Genomic DNA, 25,653 nt, shown 5'->3' with positions numbered 1-25,653 from the left:
TAGCTATCGCGCTCTTTTAATCCTGGTTTGTAATTATGGTATGTGAAGCTTGGAGGGTGTGATAGTTGAAAGTAACGCGACGTGACTTCTTGAAACTTGTGGGTACCAGCGCGCTACTAGCAAGCCTGGACTGGTCATCGCTAGTCAAGAAGGCGTTTGCCGAGGTCCAGTCGGGTAGCATCAGCCTGGTGTGGTTCGAGGCGCAGGATTGTGCTGGTGACACAACTGCTCTCATCCAAGCCACCGACCCGGATGTGCTCCAGGTCCTTGGAGGCACGACCCACATCACATCGCCGGGATCGGTTATCCTACCGTACCACGAGACCGTGATGCCAGAGTGGGGCCCCTCGGCAATCGCCCATCTTCTGCTAGCACTTGGCGGCGTCTACGACCCCTATGTGCTGATACTGGAGGGCTCGATAGCCCCAGATGAAGCGCTGACAGGCATACGCGGCAGCGACCTATTCTGCTACGTTGGTGATGTTGAGACCGTCCACCAGGCTCTAGAAGCTCTAGTTGCTGTTGTGGAGGGTAAGATGCCTGCTGATAAGGTGCTGCCAGTGATAGATGTGGTTAAGGCCATCTCGCCTAGGAAGGCAGAGATGCTGCTAGAGAGGGCTAAGGAGAAGGTAGACGAGATCGAGAGAGCCACGAAGGAGTGCCTACGAGGCCTAAAGGGCGAAGACCCAATATCCTGTGCCAGGTGGTTCGCCTGCCTAATGAAGAAGGCTGTTGCGGTAGTAGCTCTGGGTAACTGCGCGGCTTACGGCGGCGTAAGGGCAAACTCCGTCGCCACTAGTTTCGGCGGCGCCAACAAAGACCTACTTGAAAAGTACAAGGCGACCGGGTACACACCATACGAACAGTGGTCGAAGGAAGGCTGGTCCTATAGCCCCACGGGTAGCCTAGGCTTCTTCCCAGACCCGATACGCGGTTACACGGGCTTCGCCAAGCTGCTATACTCCAAGGGCGGATGGTACAGGGAGGTCGCCGAGCCCTACGTGAGATTCATTGAGGGCAAGTGTGTGCCACAGAAGCCTGGCCAGCCAGATTGTAAGCCTGCTATTGCAGTGCCAGGCTGCCCAGCTAACGGCAACGCCCAGCTGAGGACGCTCGCCAACGTGATACTATGGGCCAGGGGCGTGCTACCACTCCCAGAGCTGGACGAGTACTGGAGGCCGAAGTTCATCTTCGGGCAGACGGTCCACGAGCAGTGTCCACGTGCAGCGTGGTATGCCGCCGGCGTCATGAGGAAGGAGCCTGGCGAGCCCACGGGTGCTTGCCTCTTCAGCGTCGGGTGTAAGGGACCAGTTGCGAACTGTCCATACAACAAGGTTGGATGGGTCAACGGTGTGGGCGGGCCAACCCGCACTGGCGCCGTGTGCATAGGGTGCACCATGCCAGGCTTCATGGACGCCTATGAGCCGTTCTACAAGCCTCTACCCGCTCCAGTCTCGCCAAACACCAATAGTCTGGTAGCCATGGTGGCGGGCGCCGCTGTTGTTGGTGCAGCGGCAGCCTATGGTATGAAGAAGCTTGTCGAGAAGGAGAGCAAGGCGAAGGGTAAGTAAAGGCGGAGGGAGGAGGCCATGGAGTGGCTAAGCGACACAATATACCGCTTTGCGGTCTACGAGTTCTTCTGGGTAGCGTTGACGGTATTCATATTCGGCGCTGCCTACCGCCTCCTGAGGATGCTGCTATTCTGGAAGAGGCCCGTCAAGGCTGAGGCTAGGCACCGGTCGGCAGGCGAACTCATAGTAGCGCTCATAAGGACGTTCCTAGACCCGATAATCTTCTCGCTCAAGCACCGCACACCAGACTTCATATTCGGCCTGACGCTGCTACACCTGATAGGCGTCATCCCAGTACTATTCCTCCTGGCACAGCACGTGATAGTCTGGGCGTACTACTTCCCGCCCTACTGGATAGTGGCCGACCTAGGCCTATGGATACCTCTGAGCATGACCAGCGGTGCGTTGACCGTGACTAGCCCGGTGCCGCCAGTGTCGGAGATGAGTGCGAAGTTCGTCGATAGCATATGGGGCCCGCTAACAATCGTGATGAATGGCGACGTCCTAGCAATACTAGCGATGATAGGTGTTGGCGGCAAGATAGGAATGAAGATCCTAGAGAAGGCGCATGGCAGCCGCAACGTTAGGATAGGAGACATAGTGAACTATGTGCTGCTCTTCGGGATACTGCTCACGGGCTTCATGGCAGCTAGGCATGCGTTCGTCGAGGAGGGCCTCTACACCAGTGTCTCGACATACAGGCTATGGCTAGGGCTGCATGTGCTCTTTGCAGAGCTGCTGCTAATGTGGCTGCCCTTCTCGAAGTATTGGCACTTCATCTTCGGCTACTGGTATGGCAAGCTCCACGAGTATTGGGATGCGCGTATACAACGTGGTGCAGTTTAAACCGTGTCGTGTAGGGGGTGATGCGCATGGCGGCTCGTGCTCCGAACCCCGTGGTCGAGAAGATACTACGTGTGGTGAAGGAGAGGGTAAAGTGGGAGGGATTCGACAAGGCTGCGCTAGACTCAGCGGTGGCTAGGCTGGAAGCGGCAATAGACGTGGTAAAGCTACACTACCTGGAGAACTGTGTTGGGTGTGCCGCCTGTGCCCCAGCATGCCCATACTTCTACGTTGATGAGCGCTTCTCGCCGGTGAACAAGGCGGAGTTAACCCGCGAGATATACAGGAAGAAGCTGACGATTGCGGGTCGTATACTAGGACCTCTGGTTGGCGCCCGTCTACCAAAGAGCGAGAAAGACCTTGATAAGATAGTTGAGGCTGTATATCGTTGTACGAACTGCGGTCACTGCTACTTCGTGTGTCCATTCGGTATTGACAGCGGTGTGTTGGTGCAGGGTCTGCTTAAGCTGATAGCCACCGGCACCGGTAGAGCACCGACGCTAATCGACTTCTTCGCCGAGCTTGAGAGGCAGGAGGCGTACCTTGAGATACAGGGGTTCATGGATGCGTGGAATGTTGCCCTTCAGGAGGCGGAGAAGGCGGTTGGGAAGCGGCTACCCTACGAGAAGAAGGGCGCTGACGTACTACTACTCCCGATGCTAACCGATGCCATGTTCTACCCTGGCGCGATAGCCGGTGCCGTCAAGACGCTAGAGGCTGCGGGGATAGACTACACGCTGCCAGAGAAGCCTTGGGCATTTCGTGCAGCCATAGGCGTGGTTGTAGGCAGGCGCGAGATTGCACGAGAGGTGTTCGCCAGGCTCGTCGAGAGGATAGAAGCACTGGGAGTAAAACGCGTCGTGTTGCTTGACGGTGGCTTCCCATACCCGTGGCTAAGATGGGAAGTGACCAAGCTACTCGGCAGACGCCTAGGATTCAAAGTGTTGCACTTCGTGGAGCTTGTGGACGAACTGATAGCGGGCAAGAAGCTGCCATACGAGCAGGGCGATGACGAGGTAACGTGGCACGACCCATGCCAGCTTGCCAGGCGCGGTGGTGTCACTGTCGAGCCCTATAGGGTCCTAAAGGCGCTCAGCAGGCGCTTCCGCCCGTTAAAGCATCACGGCGTTGAGAGCTATTGTTGTGCTGGTGGCGGTGGCATTGGATGCATGAACATGGAGATGATTAAACAGATGTCAATGATACTAGGCATTAGTCCTGACGATCTACTGGCGGGTGACAAGGAGCGCCGCTTCATAGAGGAGACTGAGAAGGCTTGGGCTATCGCCGTGAAGAGGAAGATAGACGAAATACGCGAGAGCGGTGCTAAGCTGGTTGTAACAGCTTGTCCAGTGTGCATGCACTCTATCGCTGGTGGCGCGAAGATATACGGTCTCAGTGTTGACGTGAAGCACATCGCTGAGTACGTTGGCGAGCGTGTTAAAGGATGATAGAAGGTGTATACTCCATGGTATTTTTAAATCCCTCCTCGCTCCACATCCATATGAGGGTATATCCCCCGCATGGTATGGGTTAGTGTGAGAGGTGGGAGCACATGGTGCGCGAGATAAAACTCCACATTGACCCGGTCACTAGAATCGAGGGACACCTAGGTGTAAGAGTACACGTTGACGCGGATACCAGGAAGCCCACAGGAAAGGTATGGGCATTTGTGACGATGTTCTCGGGCTTCGAGATATTCGGCATCGGGAGGCCGCCAGAGGACCTAGCTCACGTGACAAGCAGAATCTGTGGCGTTTGTGGCGCATCGCATGCCAACGCGTCAACCCTCGCGGTCGACATGGCGTACGGAGTTAGCCCGAAACCAATGGGCGTCGTGCTGAGGAACATGGCGTTTGCTATGACGGATCACATCTATGACCACACAATCATACTCGGTATGCTAGAGGGCCCAGACTACAGCGCCGCGTTGGTTAAGAAGTTTACACCCAAGGTCTATGAGGCTGCCAAACAGACACGTGCCGAGAATCGCGACATACACGGGTTCACGACAATAGCTGACATAATGGAGGCTCTTAACCCGGTTGTTGGGAAGGTCTGGCAGCTCGCAGTTAAGTTCCAGCGTATAGCTCGCGAGGCAGGAGTCCTCATCTACGGCAGGCACAGCCACCCCTCGACACTACTGCCGGGCGGTATAGCTACAGACCTTAGCAATGCACAGTACCTGTTCACGGGCTACACCTTCCGTCTAGCGAAGCTTACCGCATGGGCTAAGTGGTTCTATGCCCTGTGGGAGGATCTAATGAGGTTCTACGAGGAGAATGTGACGCTAGACCCGGCAGGGAACCTAAGCTACGCTTGCAATGGCCTCAGCTACGCCTACACCGAGGAGCCAAAGGAGTGCCCAGGTATGAGGACGACTGTGCTGGCGGCGGCCAGTAGTGGTCTATTCGACGACCCGGAGGTCTACGGTGAGGGTATGCCAGAGTACAACCCAGAGGAGTTCTACAAGAGCATTGACAAGGCTGGTAGGGCGAGGATGTTGAAACCAGGAGTAATAATCAAAGGCAAAATGGTAACTGACAAGCTTACAGAGTACCAGGTCAGCATAATGGAGCATGTTGAGAGGGCCTTCTACAAGGAGTGGGACATGCCAGACTTTGGCACCGATGTTGACCCGGCTGGCAACAAGCTACTCTGGGGCAGGGTAGACCCCAGGTTCCACCCATGGAACAAGATAACAGTGCCAGAGGTCACCAGCAAGACGATCAAATGGGATGGGAAGTACACCTGGGCGGCACACGTAAGACTAGTTTGGAAAGATGGGAGCATACTGCCATTCGAGGTTGGGCCGTACACGAGGCTCCTAGCGACAAGCATGCATGCCTACAAGCTAGAGGCTGCAGTTGTTGACGCTAGCCTAGTAAGCGACGGTAACAACAAGCTCAAGGTCCATCTGCCAAGAGCGTGCGCCGAGGGCCTACCCAGTAGCGTCTGCGAGCCAATGGAGTTTGAGTGGAAAGTACCACCCATAAGCACGACGATATACAGGCTATGGGCAAGGGCGTTCAACCTTGTAGTGGATATCGTGGCTGCGTGGAAGAGCGTTGAGCAAGGCCTAGCCCTACTCGGTCAGGGCAGAGTGGAGACTTCGAGGCCGTGGAAGACCCCTGGCGACGTCACTCGCGGCTTCGGCTTTACAGAGGCGCCGCGTGGCACCGTGAGGCACTGGGTAGTGCAGAAGGGCGGCAGGACCCTCAACATACAGATACACGCGCCGTCAACGGGTAACGTCTCGCCCCAGGACCGCTATGGCTTCAGCCCGTATGAGCAGAGCGTGCTAAACAGCTGGGTCACCGAGGAGGGCAAGCCAGAGGAGTGGCAGGGTCTAGACTTCGTGAGGTCGATCAGAAGCTTCGATCCATGCCTCGCTTGCGCAGTCCACATAGGCTTCTATCGCAACGGCAAGGAGATCAAGAGGGTAAAGAAAGTGATAACCAACGTCTACTACAGCTTCTAAAGGCAAGACCGCTACCTCTAAACCCGCCTTTTTACAAGTTATAATCCTCCTGGGCCGATGAGCCGCCGCCCCACTCTTGCCGAGCGGGGCGTGCATTAGACATACCGCCCCCTCGGCGCACAATCCATCCATCCTCTTAGGGTGGGGCGGCTGGCGAGGCCCGCCCCGGTGAAGAGCCTGCTGTATCCTGACGTGTGATGACGGATGGCTGGCTTAGGGGCGTTCTAATCCAGTATAAGCCTAAAGTCCTGGGTCCTTGCCGCTCGGCTCCGGGTTACTTGGTTTGAGATTCCTCGGGTGCCGGACGGAGGATATACCTGAGGCTAAACGCGGGAGTGTCTTAGTGATTGGGGCTGGCCCCGCAGGCCTAGGGGCAGCTGGTAGGCTCGTCTGTATGGGTCACGAGGTTGTAGTAGTTGATAAGATGCCGGAGCCTGGAGGCCTCCTGATTTTCGGTATTCCTGAGTTTAGGGTGCGTAAGGATAGGGTGAGAGCTGGTATACGCGAGCTGCGCGAGGCGGGTGTAGAGTTTCGTACGGGTATTGAAGTTGGGCGTGATGTTAGCCTGGAAAAGCTGATACACGAGTTTGACGCGGTTCTCATAGCAACTGGTACATGGAAGACTAAGAGGCTTCGCATACCTGGTGCGGAGCTAGAGGGTGTTTACGGTGCACTGGAGTACATAGTCGAGTACTTCATGGCAAAGTATGGCTATAGGCCGTTGAGTAGTGTGCCAGCTCTCGGCGAGCGCGTTGCTGTTATAGGTGGTGGGTTCACGGCGATAGACGCTTGCCATATAGCGATGGAGAGGGGGGCTAGGGAGATACACCTAGTCTATCGCAGGACGAGGAGGGAGGCGCCGGCTGGTCCGAACGAGTTCGAGATGTTGGAGAAGAAGGGTGTCAATATACACGAGCTTGTCTCCCCAAAGCGGTATGTTGGCTGCGACAGTAGAGTGTGTGGTGTTGAATTGATACGTATGAGGCTCGGCGCCCCCGATGAGAGTGGCAGGCCTAGGCCGGAGCCGATACCCGGCTCTGAATTCATCCTAGAGGTCACGGCTGTGCTGGAAGCGGTAGGCCTGAGGCCAACACCCCCATTCGACCCCGAGACAAACCATGGTATACGCCTGAACCAGGACGGTACTATATGGACTGACGAGTTCTTCAGAACAACGAGGCGCAAGGTTTTCGCTGCTGGCGATGTGAAGCACGGGCCGTCAAAGATAGGGCCTGCGTTGAAGAGTGGTATAGACGCGGCCCAGGCCATTCATAAGTTCCTTGTTGGCGAGTTGAAGGGCTGGCCAGGGCTGTGAGGACAAGTCGGTGCGCGGAAGGGTGACGAGAACGGCAAAAGCCGAGCCCTGCTCTACTCCACCCTACTGGCCTCCAAGTACCTCTCTGCTATCTCGTCAACCTCCTCGCTCGACGCTTCTCTCCATCTTTTACGAAGAAGCTCCTCGATTCTGCGTGCAGCTTCTAACACCTTCTCGGCGCTAACGTGTATGTAGTCGCCATCCTCATACTCTATGAACACTGCGAAGCGTTTGCGGGGCGGGTCTATGACTATGTGGATGCATGGTATCTCTTCACACTCGTAGCGTGGGAGTCTGCGAGGCGAGCGACTACCGTTACTCCTACTATCGTGGCGCCTCATGGTTCGTGTCCTCCTGCTCGTCGGGGTGGGACGCCGCCGGTTCATCCCTTGGGGCTTGCGCCCCGGTCGCCGGGGCAGCCGGTGTTAAACGGGTAGGATAGTGGGTTAAGGCTGGATCTCAGTCTCGTTAGCCAGTTGGCGTTTTACCCGGATCTTTATCCAGGGTGGTTCGGCCGGCAAGTATCGTAGTGCATTCTCGGCGATGCTCCAATCCTGAAAAGATAGCAGTCCCTGGCCTATGAGCCTCCCGAGGGCCTTGACGGCCATGTAGGCTGCTACTGCTCGGGGCGCGTTAGTGACGCTCTGGTATATCGCGCGGAGCATCTTGTAGATATTTTTGAGTTGTTCGGTGTCGCGTATCCTCGCTAGTGGTTTGCCGCGCCTCCTCTCTATAGCCTCGGCTAGGTGTGCGGCAATACGGCCAGCCATTATAACGGCTAGTGTGCCGCGCTGAACCATATGTGCTAATGGCTCTCCACGGGATGCCGATGAGAGAAGGAGGCTCTCGAGGAGATGTATATCGACGCCTTTAGCCTCGGGTATCTGGACGAGGTGGAAACCCTCCCGGCCCCTCGTACTGAATACCAGGCTGACTCTTCGTACAGGCATGCCAAGCGCGCGTACAGCCTCGTTAAGCCACTCGCTGAGCTCGTATGCCTTCTCTGCCCTCACCTCTCCCGTCAGATTCGCCAGTAGTTTCACAATGTATACGATGCCACTAGCTAGGAACCCCGCTAGTATGGCGGCTAGTGGAAGCGCGGCACCCTCGATGCCCGCCAGCAATGCGGCAATGTATACGACAGCTGCTACGAGTATGCCTGCCAGTATGTGCACATCTCCACCCATGCTCCGCTATTGGACGCGCGGCCTACCGTTTAGTGTTACCGTGCTGAGAGGCTCCGGTACCCGGCGATCGCCCATTACGTTGAGGGTGTGGTTGTGGCTGAGTGTAAGGTAGAGCTGCCACCCCTCGCAAACGGCGAGGAGGAGGCGTGGCTAGTTAGAAGCGCACCGGTGGCGCCGTCCAGGAGGAGAGCTGTTGAGGACCTCCTCGACAGTGTTGAAGAGGCTCTGGCGTCACGCGAGCCCATCATAGTCGTCGTGGTTGGCGAGTGGGGTGAGGGCAAGACTGCAGCGTGGCATGCCTTCGTAAAACCGAGATTGCGAGAAGCCGGTGTAGAGACCATAGAGGTGCGTGCAGCTGCCCTTGCAGAGGTGATGGCCAGAGCCTCTTGGATAGTATCGCCAGGGTGGCGTCTGCTCACGAGCATAGCGGCTATCGTGATGGGTGGAAGTATACCCGGTGACTATCGTGCAGCTGTTTCGAAACTCCTGGAGCGAGGCCGACTAGCCGTCTTCATAGACGAGGTTGAGGATCTCACTTATCGTGAGGGTATGTTGGAGGCTCTGCTAGAAGGGCTGCATGCGCTCATCGACGGCGAAGTGCCGGAGGCTCGAGTGCACTTCTATCTATCAGTGTCGCCAACGGCATATGCAAAGATGGCATCGTGGGTCGCGTGGCGCAGATTTAGAAGGAGGATACGCGTAGTCGAGTTGAAGCCGCTGTATCGCGGCGAGATGATAGAAGCGCTAATGTCGATGTTGCGGGCCGCGTGCGGCGGGTGTATGCCGGTAGAGGACCCACGGCTTCTCAACGCCGTTGTGGAAGTGTCCAAGGGCAACCTTGGCACACTTGCAGCGTACACTAGGAGGATTCTGGCCGCATGGTTGCGAAGAAGGTGCAAGCCACTAAGTGTCGGCGACGTGGTGCGCATACTATCAGAGCCTATGGTAGCTGGTGTGCTCTCAACAGGACTGGATCTAGAGGTGCTTCGCGAGTATGAGGAGAAGTACGGCGAGCCTGGTGTGGCAGCACTTCTGGCGCTGTTGTTGAACGAGGAGGAGGGCAAGAGTCTTGGCGACATGCTCCTAGAGGGGCGCGCCTGCAGGGGCAACACGTACGATGATAGCGTCTTCATCGATGCTGATGGCAATGTGGTGAGTATCCGTGGTGCCTGGGCCCAACACTTAGCTGCGCAGGGAGGCTTTGTATCAACTAGCGCCGAGGTGTGTAACGAGAGTGGCGAGAGTGTAGTCTGGCTGCCCAAGATAGAGCACATAAGGAGGGTTTACGGTAGTCACGATTCGATAGCCGATTTCATACCAGACGAGAACCTGAGAAGACAAGCCCTACGCGAGGCCTACCGTGACCCTCGCTACGCGGCTAAGGGCCTTGCCGCACTGTTATGCTTAGCCAGCTGGAGGTGTAGGACGTGCAACGAGATCGAGGGGAGCGTGGTTCTAGAGACGCATGTCAAGGGTAGCACTGTCCGCATCGCCATAGTTCCATCGGGCATCGATATAGCGGGGTTGACGCGGTTAACGAGCAGCTTGAAGCCCCATGTTATAGTCGCGCTCGGCGATGTAGGTAGGGTGGCAGGGCTCTCTAGGATAGTAAGGCTCGACCTTGATCCCATCACGCTTATGAAACTAGGAGCGCTCGGCTTTGTAACCAAGGGCTGCAAGCCGACCACCAACATAGATGTTGACAAAATCGCCCTGTTGTCAGCTAGGCTTGAAATGGATCACGAGATTACCAGGAAGATAGTCGAGTCCCTAACGAGCGGCGACTGTTGGCTATATCTGCCGTCTTTCACGCACCCGCCTCACATCAAGCCAGAAGTAATGGTCGACATTGTTAGGCTAGTAGGGCTGCTCGTCAAGTGTAGCATCGAGGACATTGTGGTAGTGGCTGGGAAGCTAGGGCTGCACTTAAAGAGCGATCATGTGGAGATGGCGTTGCGGCACCTTGCAAAACTCGGTGTAATAGTGGAGGAGAATGGTAGATACAGAGTAGCTCTGTCTCCGCCAGAACGTGGTGTGTTGAAGGTCCTGGAGCATCTGGGCGGAAAGGCCAGGGTAGAGGAAGTGGCGAGGCTGATGGTCGCTGAGAGAGGATGGGGCAAGCACACGGCTATATGGATACATCTTCTGGCCGCCAAGGGGTACATACAAGCGCCCAAGAGGCTAGTACCACGTTCACTGTTGCACATCAAACCCCTTGACATTCTAAGGGGTGAGGCCTCAGCGGCTATCAAGCAGCTACCGGAAGAGCTTCGAGAGCCTAGGGAGGTTTGCAGCGACGAGCTGTGTGAGAGAGCGTGGCTGGCATCGATAATCTGGGCAGCGAGTAGGGTCAGGGAGAATAGCGAAAGAAGTGGACACGGTGAAGAGAGTGTTGTTAGTCGCGTGGCAGGGACTACGGGCGTAACTACGGATCTCCTGGAGACTCGCGTGCAGGGGGTAGAACCGCTTACGGCTAGTGCTGGGCGAGAAGCTGGTGGTGTGGATACGGGTAGGCTAGAGGTGTTCAGTGCTAGGCTTCTGGAGGCGCTCAGGCTAGTCCCCTATGCTCTGCAGACGGGTAGGCTTGAGGAGCTTGCCGCTAGCGTGTTGAAAGCGAAGGAGAGCGTGGCACGCGGCAAAGTAGATGACGGGATAGCCATACTTAATGATGCCGTGGTTAGCGTGGTAAGGGCGCCAGACACGCTTCTGATAGAAACTGTGAAGCGCATAGACCCGGATGCCCTAGAACAGTTGAGTCTCATTGAGGACCCGGCGGCCAAGAGAAGGGCTATGGAGAAACTAATAGCGATGAAGATAGCACGTGTGGTTGAGAAGAGTATGGCCAGGCTACAAGCTAGGCTGGTCCTAGACACTCGTTTAGGATGAGCTCAGCAGCCTCTAGAGGGTCACGCGCAACTCTGCCTCCCGCAGCTTTCACGACGACATCATCTGCCGGTCTCACAGCGACACCGCACCCCGAGAGCCTCATCATAGGCGCGTCTACCCTAGTATCGCCTACCACAGCCACCCGGTTGAGGGGCACTCCCAGCTCGGCTGTGAACCTCAGAAGCCATCGGTGTTTGGCATCGGCCTCCACTACTGGCATACCGCCTGGCAAGAGCTTGCCCCTATTATCGAATATGAGGCGCGGCGAGACGAAGAGCCTGGCACCGATGCTCTTCGCGACACGCTCCACTACGAGGTTGATGCCGCCACTGATGAGTACTATCTCGGCGCCCTTGCGTCTAAGCAGATTGGAAGCTTCTATAGCCTCTGGTAGTGGCTCAGCAACAGACAGTATATCTTCGAGCATCTCTCGGTCGAGCCTGGGCTCTGCATTCAGCCATAACTGTGTATCTGCAAGCATCCAGTCCATGTACGAGAGGAGGCCCTTCCAGAATAGCTCTGCATACACTTTCGCCTCGTTGCTGGTTCCGAGAGCCTCGTGTACAACGTCCCAGCTGCTGCGCGGCGCGACAAGCACGCCATCGACGTCAAATACCACGAGCATCCTTGGTGTCGCCAAAACTTGTACCCGGTGCGGCTGAAAACCCCGCACTAGGTTGATAGGCATTCAACCGGGTATGACCGGTTTAGCCTACGCTGAGAAGTGATGAGGGGCTTTCCAGGGACCCGCCCTTGCCTCGAGCAAAGTTGCCGCGTTCCTGAGGGAGAGAGGTGCTGGGCAAAAACAAGATGTTCGCGGTGCCCTCCTCGTGACCAGGCGCACGTCCAGGTAAAAATGGTGGGCGGTGGAGTGATGCGCTAGAGACCAAACAGACTTCTCCTTCTGCGCCTCCTGGCTGCCATTGTGGCGCGTCTGGTAGTCTCTAGCTCTATCTGCGCGTCAATGGTTGTTGCCTTCGGCCAGTACTCTTCAAGCGCCTCCTTCACCTTCTCGAGTAGTGCAGTGTCGTAGCCGACCTTCTGTAGGAACTCGCGGCCCTCATTAGTTATCCTGATCTTCTTGGTCGGGGTAGTCTCTAGGAGGCCGAGGTAGAGCAGAGCTACTAGATCCTCGTGTAGCTCGCGGCTGTATGGAACGTCTCCGAGCATTACAAAGTTGTAGCCCATGTCGATGCCCTTCTCGCTCTTGAACCAGTAGAGTAGGTAGTTGAGAGTCTTCTCGTAGATGCCGCCCTTGTCGGTCAGTAGGTTGAAGAGGGCTAGGAGGTTCTTCTTCCTCTCATCGCCCTTGACCTGGTCTAGGGTGACGACGGGCCTAGCTATGATAACAAGCTCCTTCTTGGTACCGCTCACGGGCTCCTTCTTCTTCTTGCCCGTGCCCATGTTACCGCCCCGCCTGGGCGCCGCGACCCATTCGTGTATAAGAGCCGCGCTCTGGTATAAACAAGCTCGTGGTGTGATGAGGGTAGTCCGGTCGAATGACCACATGGGATGATTAAGCCGGACCCTACTGACCGATATACTCGGCGGGGCAACGTGGCAAAACGCGTTGTGATTCTCGGGCTTGTCTCTGGTGGCGTGGACAGCACTACGGCCGCCTTGCACGCCAAGCACGAGTATTGTGGTGAGGGTGTCGAGTGTTACGCGTATGCACTCACGCTCAGCTATGGTCAGAGGCACTCGCGGGAGATAGAGTCGGCCAGGAGGTTTGCTGAGCGTTACGGCTTCAAGCATCTTGTTGTAGAGATAAGGGGGCTGAGCGGGTCGGAGGTCATAGGACTTGGCGTATCAGCGCTCACCGATAAAAGCATTGAAGTTCCCGAGACGCTTGAGCCCGGCAAGGTCCCGGTTACCTACGTGCCTCAGCGTAACCTCGTGTTGCTCGCGCATGCCGCGTCTATTCTAGAGATGTTGCTTGTGGCCCATGATGCGGAGCTTGGCGTGTTGAGCGTTGGGTTCCACCGGAGTGACTGGTCGATGGACGAGCCGGTATACCCGGACACGCGTCGCGAGTTTGTCGACGCTCTTGAGCTCGCAGTTAACCTTGGCAGTGGGAGGGTCTTCGAGGGCAAGAGCCTGGTGCGGATACATGCGCCGTTCGTCGACAAACCCAAATGGTTCATCATAAGGTGGGGCGTTGAGCACGGCATGGACTACTCTCTAACCTGGAGTTGCTACCGTGGTGGCGAGAAGCCCTGCGGTAGATGCCCGGCTTGCAAGTCGAGGCTAAGAGCCTTCATGGCAGCTGGTGTTGAGGATCCCCTCACGCCGCTCTACGAGACGCTCCCAGACTGGTATAAAGAGTGGCTCGAGAACCGCGAGAGATGCAGCAAGGGCGATAGAAGCGCTTGTAAAGTGGCTGAAGAGCTTAGCGCAAGGGAGAGGAGGCGGTAAACACACCTATAGCCCCAGGTTTTGGTCCTGGATTTTGGCGAACGACATGTTAATCATACTGTTTCGTCATGGTCGGGCTGTTTCGAAAGAGGAAGCAGGTAGCGACGAGGAACGATGGCTGACGAAGCGTGGAAGATGCGAGGTGGAGGCTGTCGCGCGGTTACTGCCGGTTAAGCCGCCAACAGTGTATACGAGCCCGTTGAGAAGGGCTAGGGAGACTGCCGAGGTAATAGCGGCCGTGCACGGATCGAGTGTTCGGCTGCATCCCGGGCTAGCCCCTGGGGCTGACCTGGGTGCGCTGAAGAGCGTTGAAGAGTTACGAGACGGAGTGGTGTTTGTGGGCCACAACCCGGACCTCGAGGAAATGATAGAGGCGTTGACGGGTGGACGGGTGAGGCTTGCAGCCGGTACAGCTGCTGGCATAGAGGTTGACGAGAATCTGGCTGAAGGGCGGCTCGTATTCCTAATACCTCCCAGTGTTGCTACCCGGGTGCACCCCTGTGAAGAAGCGTGACACGGCAGCACTGTTTGCCTATTTATTGTCGCTCGTAGGCTTCATACTAACATTCACAGCGGCTGCTGGTATATACAGTCACCTAAGCGTGATAATGTACCTGGCGGGAGGGGTTCTCGGGGCGACTGGAGTTATTCTCGGTTACCTACGAGTGACAAAGCCAGGGCTTGAACGCGTGCGGAGTCGACAAACACGCTCTCCCAGTTGAGAAGCGCTCTTGACACCCAGTGGGCTAGGATACAGGGTAGCGTCTTGTTAGGCTCATCAAGCCTAAACTCTATGAGCTTCTCCCTTGGCGGTGGAGAGTGTCTCCGGAGGACATTTGTGTCGATGACGACATCCACTATATCATAATAGTGGTGTGCGACATCGATGGTTTGCACGTTAACATCAATATTATAGAGGCTGGTTAGACCCACGAGATTCGCGTCGACCTGCTCACCGACAACGTGTATCCTATGGTAGCCTGCGTGTGCCAACGCGGCTATGAGTAGCTTAGCTTCCCACCTGTAACGTGGTGCTATGAGTGCCGTGTAGCCACGGGGTATGCACCTGGCTAGGGCATGAGGCATGATCAAGTTGCATCTGAGCCCCTCCTCGGATACCGTAAAGGTGTCTATCGAGCCCAGCTTGGCGGCATCCTCATCCACGTCGTCGCAAGAGGTTATCATTATCGCGCCTAGCGTGTAGCTAGTCACGAGACCTCCATGTGCAACACGTCTTAACGCGTTGAGATCCTCCGCTGCCCTGTCAAACACGCAAGTCTTCACTAGTGCTATTGCATCAACCCCGGCTCCGTCAAACACGCTGCAAAGCAAGTTTTGGAGTAGAGACTCTAGATACCCGCGAGACTCTCCGAGTATCATGTACAAGCGTGTAAGTGGTGTACAGCACCGACACGTGCATTGCCGCCCCATTTAGAACACGCTCCGTAAGAGGCCCCCATCGACGGGCACAACGGCACCGTTTACAAAGCTCGCCGCCGGTGATGCGAGGAACACGACTACTCTGGCAACCTCCTCGGGCTCGGCCATGCGGCCCAAGGGTATATCCTTGGCCATCTCCGCCAGCACCTCTTCAAGGCTCTTGCCGCTAGCCTCGGCCCTCCTCCTAGCGATCTCTAGCACTCTCTCCGTCCTCGTTAAGCCTGGCAGGACGGCGTTTACACGCACGCCCTTGGGACCAAGCTCTCTCGCCAAACTACGTACGAGCCCAGCCAGCGAGATCCTCACCGTGTTGGACAGCACGAGGTCGGGTATAGGCTCGCGTATAGCAACCGATGCGACATACACAATGGCAGGGTCACGTCCCCGCAGCAGGTGGCTAAGAGAGAATCTTGTCACCCACACTGCGCTAAGGAGCAGAAGTCTTACAGCATACTCCCAATCGTCCAGTTCCACATCCATGAACTTGCCTGGTTTAGGGCCGCCAGTGTTATACACCAGTATGTCGAGACCTCCCAGCACTTCCACAGCCTGCTCTACGAGCCTCTCCACGTCAACCCGGCGTGTTAAATCAGCTGGAATGCCGCAAGCATCTACTCCAAGCTGGCGAAGCTTTAGGAGAGCGTTTCGGACGTTCTCCTCGCTCCTAGAGGATATGCAGACGTGTGCACCCTCAAGCCCGAAGAGCTTTGCAATTGCAAAGCCGATTCCTCGTGTAGATGCTGTTACCAGAACCCTCTTGCCCTTAAGCCCTAGGTGCACGCCGGTTCAGCCTCCAAGCTCTCGGCGAATGGCTTCAGCGGTTTTGGCAAGCTCTTCGTTGCTGGGTTTGCTCCTTGCGCAATGCATGATGTGGCAACCGTCGCCCTCACGACGGGGGATAACATGCAGGTGAACGTGCATAATCTCCTGTCCAGCACTCTTACCCACGTTCACGACCACGTTGTAACCGGTGGCCCCAGTGGCGCGCAGGATAGCCGGTGCTATACGTGCAGCGGCTCTTATCATTGCGTCGAGAGTCTCGGGCGGCACCTGATCCAGTCTCTCGTAGTGCTCCTTCGGCACTATGAGAGTGTGGCCAGGGTTTATCGGATATATGTCGAGGAATGCAACAACCTTCTCGTCCTCGTATATCTTGTGGGCAGGTATATCGCCGCGTACAATGCGGCAGAAGATGCAGTCCGTCACCGCCTACTCGCCCCAAACGGGGCGGCTCGGGGGGCTCCTAATTCTTCACCCCCGTAAGGGTCGCGCCCGCCACACTCGTCACAGCCGCCCTAGAGTCTCCCAGGCAACCGCTCCCCCTATCTACTACCAGCTGGCGTGGCGGCAATGGAGAGACGCTATGCCCTATACGCTTGAAGACCTGGCGCGAATAATGCGTGTGTTGAGCGACGCGGGGGTAAAAGCGACGATAATTGGTAGCACTGTAGTGCAGCTCGAGATGCGTAGTAAGGAGCTTGAAGAGGATGTAGACTTGTTTGTCGAGGAGCCTAGCCCGTTCATTGAGGAGGATTTCTACAGAGAGCTGGCGCGTAAGAATGGATGGGGCTTCGGTCAGACATGGCTAGGGACTCCGGCCCTCATAGTTAGGACGGGTGACAAGGAGATTATCGTGGAGCTCTATGAGAACATCTACGACTTCTATGTGCCGCCGGAGGTGTTGCAGCGCGCGCCACGCAAGAACATACGTGGTGTTGAAGTAAAGGTCTTGAGGGTAGAGGATTACGCGCTGCTTAAGGCGAAGGCTGGGCGCGACGAGGATATGTCCGACCTTGAGGAGCTGGCGACCCTCGTCAAGAGTGGTGAAGTGAGCTTCGACCGCAGGCTCGTGAGGGAGAGCATCCAGTACTTCCCGGAGGAGGACCAGAAGCTGATGGAGAAACGGTTGAAGAAGGTTGGATTGATAGAGTAAGCCTCGGGTGTGGTTTTTGAACGGTTTCGAGCAGCTGCGAGACGCGTACTTGTCGTGGCCCTCGCTTGCTCGTGAATCGCTCGAAGAGGGGGCTAACGCGGCCTCCAAGGCGCCGGGAGCCTACGCCTGCGTAGACGAGGTCGTTGTGTGTGGTGTTGGAGGCTCTGGCGTTGTAGGCGAGTACCTACAGAAGGTGAGCGACATCTATGGCGGTGTGCCCATCAGCGTTGCGAAGTCTACACTGGCGCCGAGAAGAGCGGGAAGAAGAACGCTGGCCCTAGGTGTAAGCTTCTCCGGCACCACGGTCGAGACGATAAAGTGCGTTGAGGCTGCTGCTGACGCTGGCGCGCTTGTCGCGGTAGTGTCGGGCAAGGGGCCTCTAGCGTCACGTGCCGAGGCGCGCGGATGGGTCTACATGAGGGTGCCCCAGGGCCCAGCAGCACGCTCCATGTTTGCAGCTCTCTTCTACACCGCGCTTGGCTTCCTACGCGGCCTGGGCCTAGTATCCGTGCCACGCGGCGAAGTGGAAGCCTCCATAACGGCGCTGGCCGACGCCAAGATAGAAGATGAGGCCGTCAAAACAGCTGAGGTGTTACGCGGCTCTAAGCTAGTGGTTGTAACTGCTGGCTGGGAGCTAGCCCCTGTGGCCACACGGGCGGTTCAGGAACTGGCGGAGAACTCGAAGAAGGTAGGTATACCCGTCTATACACCCGAAGCGCTACACAACTTCATAGAGAGCGTCGATGTGCTCGGCACTATTGAGGGTGCTAGGGTGCTGGCGCTCGACTGGAAGGGGTACACGGCTAGGAAGCTCTACGACCACCTGGTATCCAAGCTGTCTAGCGTGGTTGGCACGGTGAGGGTGAGTATCGAGCAGGCAGGTGTACTACAAGCGTTGGCGTGGAGCACGCTGTTCGTCGGGTTGGCTAGCATACACCTTGCGAGGATAGAGGGCGCGGATCCGCAACAGATACCGAAGATCAAGGAGGCTCGCAAGGTTGCGGAGAGTCTCTAGTAGGGCTCGGCAGCCTGGTTCAGCCCATCGGCAGAACCCTCGGCTCCTTACAAGGCTCCTCACAGCCCATGTGCGGACGTAGCCTTCCAGAGGTTTTTTACCTAGTCTATGTAGGGAAATGTTATCGGACTCTCAGGAAAGTGAGGGTGGGGTATTGACGGACCCAGTCACTATACTTGCGGCTGCTCTCGTGGGTGGCGCAGTCGGCGGAGCCATAGGCGGTATACTCGCGGCAAAGCTATCGTCAAGAAACACGACTAAAGAGCTGCCAGCCGTCGACCCGAAGACCATCGCGGCGCTAGTCGTGCAAGAAATGGAGATAGCCCTCAATGACGTAAGGGGGAGCATCGGTAGTATTGGCGAGAAGCTCGCGAGCATGGAGGAAACTGTAAGTAGCCTCTATCAGTTATTCGCGGCATACCTAGGAGCCGCTGCAGCATACCGTCCCGGTAGGAGGCGTAGGGCGGTTTCGCAATCGCAGAGTGGTGGTCAGCAGGCTGCCGCGAACGCCGGTGAGAGCAAAAGCGGGTGACAGGGTAACACCTTAAGCTCGGGGTAACAGGTTGAAACTAGACCTCTGTGTAGTATCCGGTCTCGTTCGAAGGTGGGTTGCTTCTCGCCTCTCCGAGGCTGCAAGCAGGTACTGCCTGTCGGCCTCGGATCTCGTAGGCGCGCTCGCGGATAGCCTCGCTACTACGCTGAGCGAGGTTGAAGAGATTGTCCGCTACTATGGGTGTGATAGGAATGCATGGCGGGCAGCACTAACGACATTAATCTCGGCAGGCTCAAGTCTGTACGAGTTTCTAAAGCCTGTCATCAAAGGGTTGAAGGGTGAGGGTCTTCTCGTCGTTAGTAACATGTCATGGTTGGATAACTTTGAGGGTGTTGTTGTGCGTTTGTTGAGTCTAGACCCGTGGCTTGACAGTATCGACGTGGAGGTTGGTAAAGGCCGTGTAAAGGCGGTTTACAGCTTCATACTTGGCAACGAGAATACAATACCTGACTATGACGAGGTTATTGATAGTGTTAAAGGTAAGGTTGTCGGCGGTGCGGGTATAGACACGAGTAGTGGGGAAGCAAGGCTTGTGTATGTAAGGGAGGCCAGTGACCCAGACGAGTTAGTCGATATAGAGAGTGTATCTGCTCTGTTCTCGAAGATACTGCGAGACGCTGGTGTTGAGTGGCTTGTAGCTGAGGTTGAGCACGGATACTCTCCCAAAGAGCATTACGAGATAGCAAGGAAGTACTTTGAGCTAGGTTTGCGCGTAGAGAGCCTACCAGAGAAGACCGTGGATTATCTACGTGCTCTCGAGGAGCTTGTCAAGATGCTAGTTAAGAAGCATGGACTTGAAGACCTTATCCGCGAGGCTCAAGGAGGTGGATGGACAGCTATGCTACTAGATGAGGCTGTTGAGAGACTCAACGGGCTATATCCGCACCTCAAGCCTGCATGGGAGAAGTCTCTGGAAGCGTCGCTAGAGCTACAAGAGTCAAGAATAACGAGAGACACTATAACAAACCTCGAGAGGTACATTAAAAAGCTGCTGGAAACGCTGGGTTAGGGCTTCACTCTATGATCTTCACTGGTATCGGCTGAGCCGCTGAGGGCGCGACTGCAGTCTCTTCCTCTATTTTCTTCTGTTCGTTGCTGATCTTGACCTCTTCGAACTCGTCGAGCTTCTTTAACGTCTCCTCTAGGTCCTTCCATTCGAGTTCGATACTCTCCTCAATGTCCTTGAGTTTCTCAAAGGCTGTTCTGTACGCGTCTGGGCGTATTTCGCCGCTAAGGAAGGATAGGCGGAGGGCCGTCTTAGAGCGTATCACCATGTCGCGCTCGATCTCCAGCTCTCTCTTCCTCTTCTGTATCATTTCACGAACCTTTGTCAGCTGGTCGCGTAGCTTTCTGATCTCCTTCTCCAGTCTCTTTGCAAACTCGCGGTACACTTGTGCTGGGATCTCCTTCTTGTGGTACATCTCCTCTAGGTGCTTCATCCTCCTGACTGCTCTCTTGTAGCTCTCCCTTGTCTTCTCCGCAAATGTCTTCCAAGCAGGCTTCACTATGATACGGTCACCCTCAATCTCAATAGCGTCTGGTGCATAGTCTCGAATCTCGCCGGAGCCGTAGAGGAGCACCGACACCTTTGTGACTCTACCGTCAACCTCGCTGTCGAAGCTGACAAGGATGCCGAGCTTCCTACGGTACGGGTCATATACTTCGGCGCCAACTCTGCCCTCTAGCATGTCTATGAAGAGTGCGCGTACCAAGCGTTCCCACCCGCGCCGCGTGTAGAAAATCTCGGAGGTAGAGGTAGGGTACCCTTGGGGCTGGTAACACCCGTGTTAGAGGTAGCGGCGTGGGTCGGCAATCTTCCCCTCAATGGCTGAGGCTGCTGCGACGTAAGGCGAGGCGAGGTAGGTCTTAGCGGTTGGGTGGCCGGTACGCCCTCTGAAGTTCCTATTGCTGGTGAACACGCCTACCTCGTCTGGCCCTAGTACACCATAGTGGCCGCCGATGCAGGGGCCGCAGGTACCCCAGGTGACTAGGCAGCCCGCCTCGGTTAACACCTCGACTATGCCGCGCTTCAGCGCCTCTTCGTAAATCTTCCGCGACGCTGCTATTACTATGCATCTTACTCTTGGGTGTACCTTCCTACCCTTCAGTATCCTCGCTGCGGCTTCGAGGTCAGAGAGACGGCCATTGGTGCAGCTTCCGATGAACACCTGGTCTACTTCTACGCCTTCGACCTCTGTTACAGGTTTTACGTTGTCAACGCGAGGAGGTACAGCGACCATGGGCTCTAGGCTAGAGAGGTCGTACTCGAGGGTATCCGTGTATTCCGCGTTTGGGGCGGGTTCTAGCCTCTTGACGCTCTTCCCGAGACTCTGATAGTAGTCTATGGTCACCTCGTCGCTAGGGAATAGGCCAACCTTAGCGCCCATCTCTGTAGTCATATTGGCGACGGTCATGCGATCCTCTATGCTAAGTGTCTTTACAGCTTCACCTACAAACTCCAGAGCCTTGTAGTTAGCGAAGCCCGCGCCATGGTCGCCAAGCATCTTGAGGACGAGGTCCTTGGTGGTAACCGGGGGTTTGAGGCTACCCTTCAGCTCTACACGGATAGGTTCCGGTACACGCATCCAGACCTCGCCAAAGAGCGCTGCATACGCGACGTCACTGGCACCCATTCCAGTGGCGAATGCCCCAACAGCACCAGCAGTATTGGTGTGGCTGTCGGCGCCTATGACAACCTGGCCTGGCTCTACTAGACCCTCGTCGACCACAACCTGGTGTAGAATGCCGTGTCCAACGTCACGGAATATCACGCCGTGTTTTAGTGCCCACTCTCGCGTCTTCTTTTGAACCTCGGCTGCCCTGACAGTGGGTGCTGGCACAAGATGGTCAAACGCGACTACAATCTTTGACGGGTCCCAGGGTTCGGTCTTCCCAGCCTTCTCCATAACCTCGATAACGTGGTAGCCTGTCAGGTCGTGGAATATCACACGGTCGACTCGTGCCGTTATCACTTCCCCTGGTTCGACGCGCCCCTCCTTTACATGCTTGGATAGTATGAGCTCTGTGAGGGTTCCTCTCAAGACGAGAACCCGGAAGCCAAGCGGGAGCGTGGGGAGGGAAAAACAAGGTGGCTGTGAGAAAACCTCAGCCTATCCTGGCGTAGGCGCGCACAGGCTGGAATGGCTTCCCGGTGGCGAAGAAGAACTTGCTGAACATCTCGTAGTAGTGGAGCCTCAGCGTGTGCGCAAACGCCACTATAGCCTCCATGCCGATGACTAGCAGGTTGGCTAGCACGTAGATTATTGGTAGCGCTGGGCCAGCGAGCAGCGAGATAGCATAGAATCCGTACATTAGCGAGCTGTGTGCTAGGGCTAGTGCGAAGATTCGCAGGAAGCTTAGCGTGTTGCCCATGGCTATCAGTAGTAGGTCGAAGAGCTCTAGTGCGGCATTGCCGAGCGCTGCGCCGATACCGCCACCATGGTGCACGGTCTCCACTATCTTGCCGATGAAGGCTATGGCTAGACCAGAGTATATCATCAGTGCCATTAGCGGCTGGATTAGGCCTAGGTAGATGCCCGGATCGCCGCCGTGCATCCTAACAAGCTCGCTGAGAGACTCTGCTACGTTCCTACCTCCTACCTCCGTTAGGCCTGCTGTCAGTGCTAGCAGGTAGCCGCTTAGGCGTATAGCGTCTCTTGGTAGGAACGCTAGGCTGGATAGGAACGCTATGAAGACGCCGCCGAATATCAGCGTCTTCGACAGACCTGAGACTACGGCCTCGGCCTTCTCGCCCATGACGATGTAGGTGTAGAGGCCGAATATGCTCGTGAGTGTTAGCAGCAGTGTACCCAGTAGTAGCGACACGTACATGGAGAAGTAGACAGCTGTTGTCATTATATTGGCGCCCACATACGCCTCTACGAAGTGCTTGACCTGCTCGGGGGCTGGGTTGGGGCCTAGCTCCTCGAGGACTTTCTGTGCGAGCGCTGGGCAGATGGCGTTGAGCGCCTGTATTGGCCCCATCTCTTTGCTTAGCTCCTCGAAGGAGTGAAGCACGTGGGCGGCGTACAGTGGTGTCGCGTAGGGCGGCTTGTCGTAGCCCATGCTGCACCATAGGTGTATGAGCCACTCTGATGTTAGTGGGCCGAAGAACTCTGCTGCGAGGAAGCCGAAGACCATGGCGGTGAAGCCTAGGTATAGCAGGAGGGTGCCTAGCTGGCGTACACCCTCGCCTCTGGCGAAGCCGAGGAACTCGCCCCTCTTCCTCATATAGAGGCCTAGCAGGAATAGCACTAGACCGTGGCCTAGATCTGGGAATGCCATGCCGAAGATCAACGGGAAGGTTATAGCCATTAGTATTAGTGGGGAGACGGCGCGGGGCCTTGGGAAGCCGTAGCTCGACATTAGCATCTCGAATGGCTTTAGCGGCTTTGGTACTTTGACGATTGCTGGCGTCTCTACCTCCTCTTCCATCCTCACATAGCCGCTGGCAGTCACTATGGCTGTGTTGCCGGTAGCCTCTACAACCATGTTTGCGAACTTCTTAACCTCGTTGTGTGGCACGTAGCCGCTTAGCACGGTGAATAGTCTGGTCTCGAGGCTCCCCAGGAGGACTCTGAGTGCCTCGCGCACCGTAAGCAGCTTGGCTAGTAGCTCCTTTAGTTTGGGCACGTTGCGCTTTATCTCCTCGACTAGCTCCTCCTCGAGCTTGGCGAAGTGTTCGGCTGCCTTGGCTAGGTTCTGTGGTATGTTGGATGGGAGCACTACTTCTGACGCGTCGGTCTCACCGGCAAGATGGTTGATGACCACCTCGTATTCCTCGGGGTATATCGCTATGACTAGCGCGTTGAGCGGCTCATAATCCTCGGCGACGATGACGTATATGGGCTCCTCCTCGGCAAGTTTCACAAAGCGCTCCACGTGTCTATGTGGGACTCTCAGCAGGCGGACACGCAAGTGCTTCAAGTCGCGTAGCTGCGAGAGGTCGAAATCAAGCCAGCTATAGGCCTTGGCGACCTCAGCCGCCTCGGCAAGCTCGCTGCCAGGGGTGCGTAGCTCTGTCAGCTTCTTCAGCACGGGGTCCAACTTGGAGTCCAGCTCCTCAGCCTCCCTGATAACCTCCTCAGCTTTCGATACCCAATCGCGCACCTCCCCGAGGTGCGCCTCGCCAGGCTCCGGTAGCTCGCCTACGCTGGTCAGGTAGGCGCGAATCCTCTGAGCTAGGTTCTCGGCCTCGCTAAGCAACCTCTGGACCTGACCCTTCTCTGTGGCAGCCTCCTCGCCAGCCTCGATAGGCTTTGGGTGGAACGCGCCACTCTCAAGTATAGCCTTTACCGCGCTGGTCAGCTTGTCGCGAGGTACGAGTATAGTTACCTCTGCCGCCCCCCTGGCTATGAGCATCGAGTACCACCTCGCCAGGCGTTACTATTCCCGTGTCCCTGCCCACCCCAGCCTCACCATATAAATGCGAGGCGCTCGGGCCGCTCTTGGGGAGCGGCTTGCCTGAGAAGAGGATAGCCGTGATAGCCGACGAGTATACCGCCACGGCCTTCCGCCTTATAGGCGTTGAGGCCTACGTCGCTAAGGATAGTGGCGAGGCCCGCAAGATACTACAGAAGCTATTGGAGTCGACAGAGGTTGGCGTGATACTGGTTTCCAACGAGTATGCGGATGCTGTCAAGGACATCGTTGAGAAAATCGGGGATGAGCGCAGCGATGTTGTCGTAGCGATGCTCCCGACTCTGAAGAGCCCAGGCAAGCCGGTAGACATGAGAAGACTTCTTCTCCAGGCGCTCGGCTTCGGCGGGTAGCGGGTGGGGCCGGTGCCCCGCATACACATGCATGGCGACCCACACGCGGTAGCGAAAAAGGCCTCTGAAAAGGTGCGCGAGGAGATAAACAAGAAGATTGATGAGGCGCTCGACGCTGCTATCCGCATCCTCGACGCGGCGAAGAACAGGGCTCTAGCGAAGCTCGAGAAAGACATCTCGGCTATTCTCCGTGAGGCTGAGGAGAAAGTAAGAGCGGAGAGGGCGGTACGCGAGGCTGAGTTGAGAGTGGCGGAGCTAAACGCGAGGAACGAGTGGATAGAGAAGGCTGTCAACGAGGCCCTAAGAAGGCTCCGCAGCCGCGTTGGAGACGAGGCTTACACAGCGTTCCTCGAGGACATGTTGAAGCGTGCTGCCGAGACTATACGCGAGACGGCTACCGAGGCCGTAGTATACCCGACGAAGGCGGACCGCGACCTACTTGAGAAGCTGGTTGGTGGTGCAAGCCTTCCGGTTAAGTTCACGCTTGCAGGCGAGGACATCGAGGGTGTAGGAGGCTTCGTGGTTGCAACTCCCGACGGCAAGATGCGCCTCGACTACAGGCTAGAGGCGGTACTCTCAGACATCCTGGAGGAGGCGAAGGCAGCGGCTGCTAAAGCACTATTCGGCTAAGAAGAGAGTAACAGAACGATATTGTTTTTGTTTTTGCGTGGTGTAACTGGCGGTAAATGCTTCTTCCTATACCCGTGGTGTGAACTGCTGGGCTCTTCTTGTGTCGTGTTGTTTTATGGTAACTTATTGTGGGGTATATGGTGAGATGTTATGGTCAGCACTCAAGACCCTCTTCATTGCGCGTGGCTCTGAGTGCGCGGGGTCATCACTCCAGAGATGCTCCGCTTCTCAACGCCTCCTCTAATATCCTAGCTTGCGCCTCTAACCTATCCTGCTTACCAGCTATCTTGTCGGCCAACTCATCGAGTGTGTGGGCAAAGGCGTACAACCCGTACGGCGTGTAGAAGATGTTAGAGCAGCTCCATGCCCGGAGGGGTACTGCATCGCTAAGAGCGATCTTGGCATACACCCAGTCATTGTGCGTCGAGAGTGCTATGAGGTGGAGCGTTGCTCCACGTTTAGCGACTAGCACTGCGCACTCGCCAGTAACGTTGTCTACGAGTACTTTCTCGTAAACTCCCTTCGCGGTTAGGAGCTCTGCTAGTTTCTCTGCAAGGTCGTGCATTGAAGCTACCCCCGAGCTGTGAATTCCATTGCCGAACGACTCTTAGAG

25 protein-coding genes are annotated in these 25,653 nt (G+C 56.3%); 14 read left to right on the top strand and 11 right to left on the bottom strand.

Going from position 1 to position 25,653, the window contains the following annotated elements:
- Positions 1-65: 65 nt before the first annotated feature.
- From PYRFU_RS00415 to PYRFU_RS00395, 5 genes are all read left to right on the top strand, one after another.
- A complete protein-coding gene (locus PYRFU_RS00415; RefSeq protein WP_014025630.1) occupies positions 66-1,571 on the top strand; it encodes an NADH-quinone oxidoreductase subunit B family protein in 1,506 nt (501 codons plus the stop codon).
- Between the two features lie 18 nt (positions 1,572-1,589).
- The gene (locus PYRFU_RS00410) at positions 1,590-2,417 is read left to right on the top strand and encodes a hypothetical protein (RefSeq protein ID WP_014025629.1); all 828 of its coding nucleotides are present in this window, start codon (positions 1,590-1,592) and stop codon (positions 2,415-2,417) included.
- Between the two features lie 26 nt (positions 2,418-2,443).
- Positions 2,444-3,865 (top strand): (Fe-S)-binding protein, encoded by a 1,422-nt coding sequence (locus PYRFU_RS00405; protein WP_014025628.1) that lies wholly within the window; start codon positions 2,444-2,446, stop codon positions 3,863-3,865.
- A gap of 104 nt (positions 3,866-3,969) precedes the next feature.
- On the top strand, positions 3,970-5,895 hold the full coding sequence (locus PYRFU_RS00400; protein WP_014025627.1) for a nickel-dependent hydrogenase large subunit: 1,926 nt from the start codon (positions 3,970-3,972) through the stop codon (positions 5,893-5,895).
- A gap of 256 nt (positions 5,896-6,151) precedes the next feature.
- Positions 6,152-7,210: an FAD-dependent oxidoreductase gene (locus tag PYRFU_RS00395; RefSeq protein WP_014025626.1), complete on the top strand. Its 1,059-nt coding sequence runs from the start codon at positions 6,152-6,154 to the stop codon at positions 7,208-7,210.
- A gap of 53 nt (positions 7,211-7,263) precedes the next feature.
- On the opposite strand, the gene PYRFU_RS00390 is transcribed toward PYRFU_RS00395, so the two are convergent.
- Positions 7,264-7,551: a hypothetical protein gene (locus PYRFU_RS00390; RefSeq protein ID WP_014025625.1), complete on the bottom strand. Its 288-nt coding sequence runs from the start codon at positions 7,549-7,551 to the stop codon at positions 7,264-7,266.
- A gap of 105 nt (positions 7,552-7,656) precedes the next feature.
- Positions 7,657-8,385 carry a hypothetical protein gene (locus PYRFU_RS00385; RefSeq protein WP_014025624.1) on the bottom strand — a complete coding sequence of 243 codons (729 nt, stop codon included), beginning with the start codon at positions 8,383-8,385 and terminating at the stop codon, positions 7,657-7,659.
- 105 nt (positions 8,386-8,490) lie between these two features.
- On the opposite strand from PYRFU_RS00385, the gene PYRFU_RS00380 reads away from it, so the two are divergent.
- Positions 8,491-11,283 carry a TniB family NTP-binding protein gene (locus tag PYRFU_RS00380; RefSeq protein WP_014025623.1) on the top strand — a complete coding sequence of 931 codons (2,793 nt, stop codon included), beginning with the start codon at positions 8,491-8,493 and terminating at the stop codon, positions 11,281-11,283.
- Here the strand turns inward: PYRFU_RS00380 and PYRFU_RS00375 are convergent.
- Complete coding sequence (locus tag PYRFU_RS00375; protein WP_014025622.1) at positions 11,252-11,923, bottom strand: HAD-IB family phosphatase; 672 nt, start codon at positions 11,921-11,923, stop codon at positions 11,252-11,254. The genes PYRFU_RS00380 and PYRFU_RS00375 overlap by 32 nt on opposite strands.
- A 239-nt stretch (positions 11,924-12,162) precedes the next feature.
- Positions 12,163-12,687, bottom strand: a complete 525-nt coding sequence (locus PYRFU_RS00370) for a hypothetical protein (RefSeq protein WP_014025621.1) — start codon at positions 12,685-12,687, stop codon at positions 12,163-12,165.
- A gap of 153 nt (positions 12,688-12,840) precedes the next feature.
- On the opposite strand from PYRFU_RS00370, the gene PYRFU_RS00365 reads away from it, so the two are divergent.
- A complete protein-coding gene (locus tag PYRFU_RS00365) occupies positions 12,841-13,698 on the top strand; it encodes a 7-cyano-7-deazaguanine synthase (RefSeq protein ID WP_014025620.1) in 858 nt (285 codons plus the stop codon).
- A 34-nt stretch (positions 13,699-13,732) separates the two neighbouring features.
- Complete coding sequence (locus tag PYRFU_RS00360; protein ID WP_014025619.1) at positions 13,733-14,212, top strand: SixA phosphatase family protein; 480 nt, start codon at positions 13,733-13,735, stop codon at positions 14,210-14,212.
- A 131-nt stretch (positions 14,213-14,343) separates the two neighbouring features.
- Here the strand turns inward: PYRFU_RS00360 and PYRFU_RS00355 are convergent, their stop codons facing one another.
- From PYRFU_RS00355 to PYRFU_RS00345, 3 genes are read right to left on the bottom strand one after another with little or no spacing between them, the layout of a single operon-like run.
- Entirely contained in the window at positions 14,344-15,129 is a 786-nt protein-coding gene (locus PYRFU_RS00355) for a hypothetical protein (protein ID WP_167827765.1), read from the bottom strand.
- Complete coding sequence (locus PYRFU_RS00350) at positions 15,130-15,918, bottom strand: SDR family oxidoreductase (protein ID WP_014025617.1); 789 nt, start codon at positions 15,916-15,918, stop codon at positions 15,130-15,132.
- Positions 15,919-15,924: 6 nt separating this feature from the next.
- Positions 15,925-16,344 carry an HIT family protein gene (locus PYRFU_RS00345; RefSeq protein WP_014025616.1) on the bottom strand — a complete coding sequence of 140 codons (420 nt, stop codon included), beginning with the start codon at positions 16,342-16,344 and terminating at the stop codon, positions 15,925-15,927.
- A 157-nt stretch (positions 16,345-16,501) separates the two neighbouring features.
- On the opposite strand from PYRFU_RS00345, the gene PYRFU_RS00340 reads away from it, so the two are divergent.
- The 4 genes from PYRFU_RS00340 to PYRFU_RS00325 all read left to right on the top strand — a co-directional run bounded on the left by PYRFU_RS00340 (position 16,502) and on the right by PYRFU_RS00325 (position 19,648).
- Positions 16,502-17,071, top strand: coding sequence for a nucleotidyltransferase (locus PYRFU_RS00340; protein WP_014025615.1), 570 nt, complete (start codon positions 16,502-16,504; stop codon positions 17,069-17,071).
- 16 nt (positions 17,072-17,087) lie between these two features.
- Entirely contained in the window at positions 17,088-18,086 is a 999-nt protein-coding gene (locus PYRFU_RS00335) for an SIS domain-containing protein (protein ID WP_048191229.1), read from the top strand.
- 154 nt (positions 18,087-18,240) lie between these two features.
- Positions 18,241-18,618 carry a hypothetical protein gene (locus PYRFU_RS00330; RefSeq protein WP_014025613.1) on the top strand — a complete coding sequence of 126 codons (378 nt, stop codon included), beginning with the start codon at positions 18,241-18,243 and terminating at the stop codon, positions 18,616-18,618.
- Between the two features lie 31 nt (positions 18,619-18,649).
- A complete protein-coding gene (locus tag PYRFU_RS00325; RefSeq protein WP_014025612.1) occupies positions 18,650-19,648 on the top strand; it encodes a hypothetical protein in 999 nt (332 codons plus the stop codon).
- 4 nt (positions 19,649-19,652) lie between these two features.
- Here PYRFU_RS00325 and PYRFU_RS00320 read toward each other — a convergent pair whose 3' ends face one another.
- The 3 genes from PYRFU_RS00320 to PYRFU_RS00310 all read right to left on the bottom strand — a co-directional run bounded on the left by PYRFU_RS00320 (position 19,653) and on the right by PYRFU_RS00310 (position 24,000).
- Entirely contained in the window at positions 19,653-20,351 is a 699-nt protein-coding gene (locus tag PYRFU_RS00320) for a CdvA-like protein (RefSeq protein WP_014025611.1), read from the bottom strand.
- A 75-nt stretch (positions 20,352-20,426) separates the two neighbouring features.
- A complete protein-coding gene (locus tag PYRFU_RS00315; protein ID WP_014025610.1) occupies positions 20,427-21,680 on the bottom strand; it encodes a 3-isopropylmalate dehydratase large subunit in 1,254 nt (417 codons plus the stop codon).
- A gap of 64 nt (positions 21,681-21,744) precedes the next feature.
- Positions 21,745-24,000, bottom strand: a complete 2,256-nt coding sequence (locus PYRFU_RS00310) for a V-type ATPase 116kDa subunit family protein (protein WP_014025609.1) — start codon at positions 23,998-24,000, stop codon at positions 21,745-21,747.
- 98 nt (positions 24,001-24,098) lie between these two features.
- Between PYRFU_RS00310 and PYRFU_RS00305 the strand changes: the two genes are divergently transcribed.
- Together PYRFU_RS00305 and PYRFU_RS00300 are read left to right on the top strand one after the other, a co-directional pair.
- Positions 24,099-24,410 carry a V-type ATP synthase subunit F gene (locus tag PYRFU_RS00305; protein WP_014025608.1) on the top strand — a complete coding sequence of 104 codons (312 nt, stop codon included), beginning with the start codon at positions 24,099-24,101 and terminating at the stop codon, positions 24,408-24,410.
- Between the two features lie 12 nt (positions 24,411-24,422).
- A complete protein-coding gene (locus PYRFU_RS00300) occupies positions 24,423-25,040 on the top strand; it encodes a V-type ATP synthase subunit E (protein WP_048191228.1) in 618 nt (205 codons plus the stop codon).
- A 205-nt stretch (positions 25,041-25,245) separates the two neighbouring features.
- On the opposite strand, the gene PYRFU_RS00295 is transcribed toward PYRFU_RS00300, so the two are convergent.
- Positions 25,246-25,605, bottom strand: coding sequence for a hypothetical protein (locus PYRFU_RS00295; RefSeq protein ID WP_014025606.1), 360 nt, complete (start codon positions 25,603-25,605; stop codon positions 25,246-25,248).
- Between the last annotated feature and the right edge of the window lie 48 nt (positions 25,606-25,653).

Origin of the sequence: Pyrolobus fumarii 1A (genome assembly GCF_000223395.1) — an archaeon.
Classification (GTDB): Archaea; Thermoproteota; Thermoprotei_A; order Sulfolobales; family Pyrodictiaceae; genus Pyrolobus; species Pyrolobus fumarii.
The sequence above is the reverse complement of the archived record's forward strand: the minus strand, read 5'-3'. Positions and strand labels throughout refer to the sequence as shown.

Bases quoted from the DNA above. Each gene is read 5' to 3' on its own strand.
- PYRFU_RS00400 (WP_014025627.1), top strand. From the start codon at position 3,970: ATGGTGCGCGAGATAAAACTCCACATTGACCCGGTCACTAGAATCGAG.
- PYRFU_RS00405 (WP_014025628.1), top strand. From the start codon at position 2,444: ATGGCGGCTCGTGCTCCGAACCCCGTGGTCGAGAAGATACTACGTGTG.
- PYRFU_RS00370 (WP_014025621.1), bottom strand. From the start codon at position 12,687: ATGGGCACGGGCAAGAAGAAGAAGGAGCCCGTGAGCGGTACCAAGAAG.
- PYRFU_RS00340 (WP_014025615.1), top strand. From the start codon at position 16,502: ATGCCCTATACGCTTGAAGACCTGGCGCGAATAATGCGTGTGTTGAGC.
- PYRFU_RS00310 (WP_014025609.1), bottom strand. From the start codon at position 24,000: ATGCTCATAGCCAGGGGGGCGGCAGAGGTAACTATACTCGTACCTCGC.
- PYRFU_RS00390 (WP_014025625.1), bottom strand. From the start codon at position 7,551: ATGAGGCGCCACGATAGTAGGAGTAACGGTAGTCGCTCGCCTCGCAGA.
- PYRFU_RS00295 (WP_014025606.1), bottom strand. From the start codon at position 25,605: ATGCACGACCTTGCAGAGAAACTAGCAGAGCTCCTAACCGCGAAGGGA.
- PYRFU_RS00410 (WP_014025629.1), top strand. From the start codon at position 1,590: ATGGAGTGGCTAAGCGACACAATATACCGCTTTGCGGTCTACGAGTTC.
- PYRFU_RS00355 (WP_167827765.1), bottom strand. From the start codon at position 15,129: ATGGGGCGGCAATGCACGTGTCGGTGCTGTACACCACTTACACGCTTG.